This window comes from Thermomonas sp. (assembly GCF_035369645.1).
Taxonomy (GTDB): Bacteria; Pseudomonadota; Gammaproteobacteria; order Xanthomonadales; family Xanthomonadaceae; genus Thermomonas.
Genome location: NZ_DAOOUM010000038.1, coordinates 1 through 7,916 on the forward strand (window position 1 = coordinate 1; position 7,916 = coordinate 7,916).

Genomic DNA, 7,916 nt, shown 5'->3' on the forward strand with positions numbered 1-7,916 from the left:
CCGTCAATTGCTGGGTGCCGCCCTTGTCGGTATTGTCGATCAAGAATACGTTGTTGTAGGCGGTATTGCGACCATAACGTGCATCACCAGATGCCCATGCCTTACCCGTCTTGGTGGGGTTCCAATACAGTTCACGACCATCCTGCCCCAGATAGGCATATGCAGGATCTTCGCCTGGTGAATTGATCTTGCCGATCCCCAAGCTCTTGTAGAACAGGCCATTATTAACCTTGGTCACCATCAATTCTGCCGAGAATACGGTGTCCATCCAGCCCGTCTCGGTATCGAATGCCAAATTAGCCTTCCAGATCGAAGGCAACTTGAAGTCATTGCCAACAAAGTTGACGTTCTGGGCGCCGGCGCTACCACCACCCGGCGGTACCGTTTGATGCAGGCCATCCGGATTGAATGGGAACAACGCGTTATAGCTGGTGAAGTTATACGATGTGTAGTTGAAGCCAGTGGTGTTGTAACTATTGCCAATCCAGACTTGCGGCGCATCCCCTTGGAACAAGCCCACACCACCACGCAACTGCATCTGACGGCTGCTATCGAAGGTGTAATTGAAACCAAAGCGCGGCTGGATCAGGAAGCCACCACCGAAGACCTTGCTGTTGTTATAGCCAAAATACGTGCTTGCCGCTTGGTTGTAGGCCGGTGCGGGAGTTGCCGTCGGTTTGTCGCCACGCAGGCCAAAGGTCAGGGTCAGGTTGCTGTTGACATACCAAGTATCCTGCACGAACAAACCAAGGTTCTTGCTGTGGTAATTCACAGCAATCGAACCCGGTGCAGTTTCTGCACTGTAGTTGTAGCTGCTGTATTTACCAGCAGCAAAGTTGTTCAAGCCCCAAAAAGTATAAGTGCCCCACGAGTTGGCACCAAAGTAGTTGTATACCTGGTTATCGCTGTAGTTGACGCCAAACTTCAGATTGTGGTCACCCATGGTCAGCGCACCCGACCCGTAATAATCCCAAGTCTTGGTAATCAGCGAGTTGCCTTGGGTATTGGCTTCGGTACCCAGATAGATCGAGTCGCCGCTGGGGCTAGCTTCCGTACCACCAAAATAGATGCGGATGCTCGGCGCGGTGCTGTCGGTTACACGCAGCGCGGAGTAGTCGCGGTAAGAGACCTTAAACTCAGTGCTGAAGTTTTCGGTCCAGTCGCTGAATACCTGACCCACCCAGCTCTCGACCGACTTTTGATGGGTGTACCAATACGAACTCAGCGAAACGCCGCTTGAGCTCATCCCCTGGACGCGCAACTTGTTTTGCTCCAGTTTGCTGTAACGCAGGCTGGCGCGATGGTTGTCGTTGATATTCCAATCCAACTTCAGTGCGTACTCTTCCAAGTCAGTATTGGCGTCACTGCTGAGGCCGCCGGCATTGATGCCATACGTCTGCGCAATGTCCTGCGCGCGCTTGATATCAGCATCTTGAATGACATGACCAGTTTTACCTAGTGCGGTAGTAGATAAATCCGTACCCGGGGCCTTTTGTTCAAACTTCTCGTAATTAGCGAAGAAGAACAACTTGTCTTTGACAATCGGCCCACCCAGTGTGAAACCGTAGGTGCTCTCGCTATCGAACCCTGCGAATTTTTGGCCCAACGGATTTTTGCCGAACCAGTCACCATCACGGTACGTACCGTACAGCGACCCATGGAAATCGTTGGTGCCTGACTTGGTTACGGCATTCACAGTGGCACCGGAAGCCGAAGGCGAGCTGACATCGTAGCCCGACAACTTAATATCGATGGCTTCGATGGCCTCCATCGACACCGGTTGGCGGCGGGTTGGCATATTATTGCCTTCCAGACCGAAGGTATCACTGGCTGACACGCCATCGATCGAAATGGCATTGAAGCGTGGGTTTTGACCACCGGCAGAAATCGTACCTTCAGCACGGCTAATAAAGGCAACACGCGGATCCAGCCGCATGAAGTCCTGAATATTGCCACCAATGGACGGCAACGCCTCAATCGTGGTGCGATCAATATTAGTGCCAGTGCCCATTTTGGTGGCACTAAACACATCGGCACCACCCGAAATACCCACTACCGTCACGCTATCAAGTGTCGTGACGTTGGTATTTAGCTGGGCATTGATGGTATTGACTTGGTTTAAGCCCAAGTACACATTGTCCTGCGTCTTACTGCCATCACCCGCCTTGGTGACGACGATGGTGTACGGCCCGCCCACGCGCAGGCCGCGGGCGTTGTAGCGGCCGCTGGCATCGGTGGTGACGCGGCTGACGGTGCCCGATTCAACGTGGGTGATGGTGACTTCGGCGCCGGCGACCGGCTGTCCACCGGCACCAACCACCTGCCCGCCAACACCTGCGGAGGTGCTCTGGGCGAACACAGGGGCGGCGGCAAGGGCTACGACCAGACCCAGCGCCAGCTTGGATAGACGCGCGTGGTTCGGATGCTTCATGAGATGACCTCTTGGAATGAAAGAACGACGAACAATCGATGGTGATTACCGACACGCCCGCCATACAACGGTTGCCGGCAATAGATGTGGGGTTCCCGACGCCATACTCTGGCGCACGGGATTACTAAAGTTTAACACGGTAACCGGACTTCATGACGCCGGCGTGACCGTCACGTGACGCCTGTCGCAACGCCAAGTCCTTGTTGCGGCTCAGGTTCCTGCGCGCAGGTAGCTGGTGATGCCGTCCAGCAGCATTTGTACGGAAATGGCCACGATCACCATGCCCATCAGGCGTTCCAATGCGGTCAACATGCGCATGCCCAGCAGTTTTTTCAGCCACGTGGCGCAAAACAGGATGATCGCGGTTGCGCCCCAAGCTAGGGTCAGGGCCAGCATCCAATCGCCCATTCGGTCGGGTTCTTGGCTGCCCAGCAGCATCACGGCGGCCATCCCCGAGGGGCCTGCGATCATCGGAATAGCCAGTGGCACGATAAACGGCTCGCCGCCGGGGACGTCACCCATCACCCCTTCGGGTGAGGGAAAGATCATCCGCAAGCCGATTAAAAACAGCACGATGCCACCGGCGATCGACACCGATTCTTGCCGCAGGTGCATCAATTCCAGTGCGTACTGCCCGCCCCACAAAAACAACATCAACACGCCCAGCGCGATCAACAACTCGCGCATCAAGATGCGCCGCTGTCGCGCCGCTGGCACGTCTTTGAGCAGACCCAAGAACACCGGGATATTGCCCAGCGGGTCAAGGATAAAAAACAGCAACAGGGCGGCAGCGGTAATGGTCATGGCTTATCCAACGCATGTTTGATCTTGCCACGCCACGCCGCACCCGCCGCTGCCAACAGATCCACGCAGGCTTGTGCGTAGGCGCTGGCGGGCTGCGCGTGCAGGTCGGCATTGGGTTGGAAGGCTTTACCGCGCAGGTTGGTGCGCATCGGGCCGGGGCACAGGCCGCTGATGCGCGGGCCGTGCTCGCCCAACTCAGCTTGCAACATGGCGATCATTGCCGCCTGCCCGGCTTGGGCGATGCCGTAACCGCCCCAGAAGGCGCCACCGCTGCGTGCTGGGTCATCCAGCACAAACACCGCCGCTGCGGCATTAGATTTGCAAAGCTGCGGCAGGCAGGCTTGGGTCAACCACCAACGCGCGGTCAAATCGACATGCAAGGCACGCGCAAAATCTGCCGGATCGGTATGCGCCAGCGGGGTGAGCCCTTTGAATTCTGCCGCGCAGTGCAACAGGCCATCGAGTTTGCCGAATTCGCCGTCGATGGCTTGCGCCAGTTGGTCGTAATCGTCGGGCGATGCCCCTTCCAAATCCAATGGATAGAGGATGGGTTCAGGGCCCACCGCTTTCACCGCGTCATACACCCGATTGAGCGGCGCAACCTTGCGGCCCAACAAAATGATGGTGGCCCCTGCCTGCGCGCAGGCCACGGCAGCGGCGGCACCCAGGCCACCGGCGGCACCCGCAATCAACACCACCCGATCGAGCAACACCGCTTGCACCGCAGGCTGCATGCTCATGCCTTCTGCGCGTCGGCGACCAGCCGTGCCAGCTCGCCGGATTCGGCCAACTCCACGGTGATGTCGCAACCGCCGATCAATTCACCATGGATGAATAATTGCGGGAAAGTGGGCCAATCGGAATAGCGTGGCAAGTTGGCACGAATTTCGGGTTCTTCCAGCACATTGACCGTATGCAGCGCGTCGGCACCTGCGGCCTGCAACACTTGCACCGCGCGGCTGGAGAAGCCACACATCGGAAATTGCGCGGTGCCTTTCATAAACAGCACGATGGGATGGCCTTCGATCTCGGCGCGGATGCGCTCTTCCACAGACGGCATGGGTACGGCTCCTGCAACAGTGTGGCCCGCATGCTTCACGACGCAGCAACGGGCATGAACGATACAATCGTGCATTGTAATTCGTCGCGCGCCGCTCAGGCCGCCCCACCCGCACGCACCCACACCACATCAGGAGTCCATCGTGGCCATCGAACTGCCCGCCCTACCCTACGACCGCACCGCGCTTGAGCCGCATATCTCTGCCGAAACCATCGACTTTCACTACGGCAAGCATCATCAGGCCTATGTCACCAACCTCAACGGGTTGATCGCCGGCACCGAGTTTGAACACGCAAGCTTGGAAGACATCATCCGCAAATCGCAGGGCGGGATGTTCAACAACGCCGCGCAAGTGTGGAATCACAGTTTCTATTGGAACTGCCTGAAACCCAATGGTGGCGGCGCACCCAGCGGCAAATTGGGCGATGCGATCAATGCCGCATTTGGCAGTTTTGAAGCATTCAAGGAAGCATTCACCAAAACCGCCGTCACCACGTTTGGTTCGGGCTGGGCATGGCTGGTGCAGCGCGCCGATGGCAGTCTGGCCTTGGTCAGCACACCCAATGCGGCCACCCCGCTCACCGGCGAAGACACCCCGCTGTTGACTTGCGATGTGTGGGAGCACGCCTACTACATCGACTACCGCAACGCCCGCCCAAAATATGTGGAAGCGTTCTGGAGCTTGGTGAACTGGGATTTTGTGGCAGCGCAGATGAAGTAATTCGCACTCCTGTGCAATACGAAAACGGCCGGAGCGATCCGGCCGTTTTTTTACCCGCGTGCTTATTTTAGCCGCGCAATCACCGGTGCCACTTGCGCCTGCCGCTCCAGCGCAACACCCACACGCTGCAAAGCTTCGGCCAATTCCTCACGGGAGTCCGCACGCAGTGTTGCGTGCCCCACCTTGCGGCCCGCGCGCGGCTGTTTGCCGTAGTCATGCCAATGGCCACCGGCTTCAGCCAGCACTGCGTTGGCATCGGGCATCGCCCCCAGCCAATTGAGCATGCAGGCATGGCCCAACATGCGGGTGCTGCCCAGCGGCAGGCCCAGCACGGCGCGCAGATGATTCTGGAACTGGCAGGTCTCGCTGCCCTCGATCGTCCAATGGCCGGAATTGTGCACGCGTGGGGCCATTTCGTTGGCCAATAATTCACCATCGCGACAGAACAATTCCAACGCAAACACGCCCACGTAATCGAGTGCTTCCGCCAATGCCTGCGCATACCCCAATGCGCTATCGCGCAAGGTATTTTCCACCTGCGCCGGCGCCAGGCTGGCCGACAGCACACCATCGACATGCCAGTTTTCGGTCAATGGCCATGCGCGGAATTGGCCATCGCGCCCGCGCACCGCGACCACCGAAAGTTCGCGCTGGAAGGCCACGAAGCCTTCCAAAATCAACCCGACGTGGCCGGCCTGCGCGCCCAGTGCGGCCCATGCTGCATCCACATCGGCAGGGGTTTTGATGCGGAACTGACCCTTGCCGTCGTAGCCCAATCGACGGGTTTTAAGGATGCAGGGGGTGCCGATGCCCTGCACTGCCGCTTGCAATTCGGCAAGGGTGCCGATGGCGGCAAACGGCGGTACCGGGATACCCAATTCGCGGAACAACGTTTTTTCGGCCAAGCGATCCTGTGCGGTCGCCAACGCAGGCGGGCCCGGGAATACCGACACGCGATCGGTCAACCACTGCGCCGACTGCGCCGGCACGTTTTCGAAGTCGAAGGTGGCCACATCCACCTGCGACGCAAACTGTGCCAGTGCGGATTGGTCGGTGTAATCGCCCACTACCATCGGTGCAAATTGCCCGGCGCAGGCATCGGCCACAGTATCGAGCACCAAAAAGCGCAAACCCAATGGCGCGCCGGCCAGCGCCATCATGCGTGCCAATTGGCCACCGCCTAAAATGCCGACCGTGCTCATGTGCGCGGGTCGTCGTGGGCGATGACATCCGCCGTTTGTTTGCTGCGAAATACCGCCAGCGCCGCGCCCACGTCGGGCACATCGTGGGCCAGCATGGCGGCGGCAAACAGTGCGGCATTGGCGGCACCGGCATTGCCGATGGCAAACGTGGCCACCGGGATACCCGCCGGCATCTGCACGATGGACAACAGCGAATCCATCCCGTTCAGTGCTTTACTTTGCACTGGCACACCCAACACCGGCACGGCGGTCTTGGCGGCCAACATCCCCGGCAAATGCGCAGCCCCACCGGCACCGGCGATGATCGCGCGCAAGCCGCGCGCTGCGGCGGTGTCAGCATAGGCAAACAGCACATCCGGCGTGCGATGCGCTGATACCACGCGCACCTCAAACGGCACACCCAAGGCCTCTAATTTCGCAGCGGCGTGCTGCATGGTCTCCCAGTCGGAGCGAGACCCCATGACGATGCCGACCAACGGGGCGGCGGAATCGGTACCAGACATCACAATCCCCAGTCGCTAAAGACGTATTCTAACGGCCCCTGTTCTTTGTTGCCTGCCCGATGGACCGCAAGCTACTCGATATTCTCGTCTGCCCCACCACCCGCCAACCCTTGTCCTTGCTGGAAAGCGCGGGGCTGGAATGTTTGAACCGCGCCATTGCCACCGGTGCATTGCAGCGCAGCGATGGCAGCACGCAAACGGATACGCTGCGCGCGGCCTTGATCACCCGCGACCGCAAAACCGTGTATCGCATCGACGATGGCATCCCGGTGCTGCTGGCCGAAGACAGCTTGGCCACCGTGCAAGCGGATGGTTTTCCCACCGTATGAGCCTGCCGCATGACACCCTCACCGCTGCCATTGCCGCCAATGTGGCCGCTGCGCTGGCCGAGGACATCGGCCCCGGTGATGCCACCGCATCATTATTGGAAGACCATCCCGAATGCGCTTATTTGCTGTGCAAAGAAGAGTGCGTGGTGGCAGGGCGGCCGTGGTTTGATGCCAGCCATCGCGCACTCGACCCCGATGTGCGCATTCATTGGCATTGCCAAGAAGGTGACCACGTCGCGCAAGGCACCGTCATCGCCACCTTGCAAGGCCGCAGCCGCGCCTTGGTCAGCGCCGAGCGCACGTCGCTCAACTTCCTGCAAACCCTGTCGGGCACCGCCACCGTCACTGCGCAGTATGTTGCGGCCGTGCAGGGCACCGGCACGCAGATTCTGGATACACGCAAAACTTTGCCTGGTCTGCGGGTGGCACAAAAATATGCCGTGCGTGTTGGTGGCGGCATGAACCACCGAATGGCGCTGTTTGATGCAGTGATGCTGAAGGAAAACCACATTCGCGCGTTTGGTTCGGTGGCCACAGCCATCACCCGTGCGCGGCAGCTGCACGGCGCGCTGCCCCTGATCGTGGAGGTGGAAACCCTGGACGAGCTGCGGCAAGCACTGGAAACCGGTTGCACCCGCATCCTGATCGATGATTTTGATGCTGCAACCCGCCGCGAAGCCGTGCGTATCGCAAAATCGGCACCGTTTGCGGGCCGTATTCCACTGGAGGTTTCGGGCGGGGTGGAGATGACAACGCTACGCAGCATTGCCGAAGATGGGGTGGACTGTATTTCGATAGGCGCGCTGACCAAGCATGTGCACGCCATCGACTTCTCATTGAAACTCGGGCCGCCGCCCTCACCTTGA

At 59.2% G+C, this 7,916-nt stretch carries 9 protein-coding genes; 3 read left to right on the forward strand and 6 right to left on the reverse strand.

Going from position 1 to position 7,916, the window contains the following annotated elements:
- From PK789_RS08355 to grxD, 4 genes are all read right to left on the reverse strand, one after another.
- Nucleotides 1-2,431: TonB-dependent receptor (locus PK789_RS08355; RefSeq protein ID WP_324308314.1), on the reverse strand; the 2,431-nt coding region annotated here is incomplete at its 3' end.
- A 210-nt stretch (nt 2,432-2,641) separates the two neighbouring features.
- Nucleotides 2,642-3,235, reverse strand: coding sequence for a YhgN family NAAT transporter (locus PK789_RS08360; protein ID WP_324308315.1), 594 nt, complete (start codon nt 3,233-3,235; stop codon nt 2,642-2,644).
- The gene (locus PK789_RS08365; protein WP_324308316.1) at nt 3,232-3,975 is read right to left on the reverse strand and encodes an SDR family NAD(P)-dependent oxidoreductase; all 744 of its coding nucleotides are present in this window, start codon (nt 3,973-3,975) and stop codon (nt 3,232-3,234) included. Before PK789_RS08365 ends, PK789_RS08360 begins: the two co-directional genes overlap by 4 nt.
- A complete protein-coding gene (gene grxD / locus PK789_RS08370; protein WP_324308317.1) occupies nt 3,972-4,295 on the reverse strand; it encodes a Grx4 family monothiol glutaredoxin in 324 nt (107 codons plus the stop codon). Before grxD ends, PK789_RS08365 begins: the two co-directional genes overlap by 4 nt.
- 142 nt (nt 4,296-4,437) lie before the next feature.
- Here grxD and PK789_RS08375 point away from each other — a divergent pair, with 142 nt between their 5' ends.
- Nucleotides 4,438-5,016 (forward strand): superoxide dismutase, encoded by a 579-nt coding sequence (locus PK789_RS08375; protein WP_324308318.1) that lies wholly within the window; start codon nt 4,438-4,440, stop codon nt 5,014-5,016.
- Between the two features lie 62 nt (nt 5,017-5,078).
- On the opposite strand, the gene PK789_RS08380 is transcribed toward PK789_RS08375, so the two are convergent.
- Both PK789_RS08380 and purE read right to left on the reverse strand, forming a co-directional pair.
- Nucleotides 5,079-6,218 (reverse strand): 5-(carboxyamino)imidazole ribonucleotide synthase, encoded by a 1,140-nt coding sequence (locus tag PK789_RS08380; RefSeq protein WP_324308319.1) that lies wholly within the window; start codon nt 6,216-6,218, stop codon nt 5,079-5,081.
- On the reverse strand, nt 6,215-6,721 hold the full coding sequence (purE, locus tag PK789_RS08385) for a 5-(carboxyamino)imidazole ribonucleotide mutase (RefSeq protein WP_324308320.1): 507 nt from the start codon (nt 6,719-6,721) through the stop codon (nt 6,215-6,217). The genes PK789_RS08380 and purE overlap by 4 nt, the downstream gene beginning before the upstream one ends.
- A gap of 59 nt (nt 6,722-6,780) precedes the next feature.
- Between purE and PK789_RS08390 the strand changes: the two genes are divergently transcribed.
- Nucleotides 6,781-7,050: a Trm112 family protein gene (locus tag PK789_RS08390; protein WP_324308321.1), complete on the forward strand. Its 270-nt coding sequence runs from the start codon at nt 6,781-6,783 to the stop codon at nt 7,048-7,050.
- Nucleotides 7,047-7,916 carry a carboxylating nicotinate-nucleotide diphosphorylase gene (gene nadC / locus PK789_RS08395; RefSeq protein ID WP_324308322.1) on the forward strand — a complete coding sequence of 290 codons (870 nt, stop codon included), beginning with the start codon at nt 7,047-7,049 and terminating at the stop codon, nt 7,914-7,916. Before PK789_RS08390 ends, nadC begins: the two co-directional genes overlap by 4 nt.

Excerpts from the sequence above, each read along its gene's own strand:
- PK789_RS08360 (WP_324308315.1), bottom strand. The coding sequence starts at position 3,235 with ATGACCATTACCGCTGCCGCCCTGTTGCTGTTTTTTATCCTTGACCCG.
- PK789_RS08365 (WP_324308316.1), bottom strand. The coding sequence starts at position 3,975 with ATGAGCATGCAGCCTGCGGTGCAAGCGGTGTTGCTCGATCGGGTGGTG.
- grxD (WP_324308317.1), bottom strand. The coding sequence starts at position 4,295 with ATGCCGTCTGTGGAAGAGCGCATCCGCGCCGAGATCGAAGGCCATCCC.
- PK789_RS08380 (WP_324308319.1), bottom strand. The coding sequence starts at position 6,218 with ATGAGCACGGTCGGCATTTTAGGCGGTGGCCAATTGGCACGCATGATG.
- purE (WP_324308320.1), bottom strand. The coding sequence starts at position 6,721 with ATGTCTGGTACCGATTCCGCCGCCCCGTTGGTCGGCATCGTCATGGGG.
- PK789_RS08390 (WP_324308321.1), top strand. The coding sequence starts at position 6,781 with ATGGACCGCAAGCTACTCGATATTCTCGTCTGCCCCACCACCCGCCAA.
- nadC (WP_324308322.1), top strand. The coding sequence starts at position 7,047 with ATGAGCCTGCCGCATGACACCCTCACCGCTGCCATTGCCGCCAATGTG.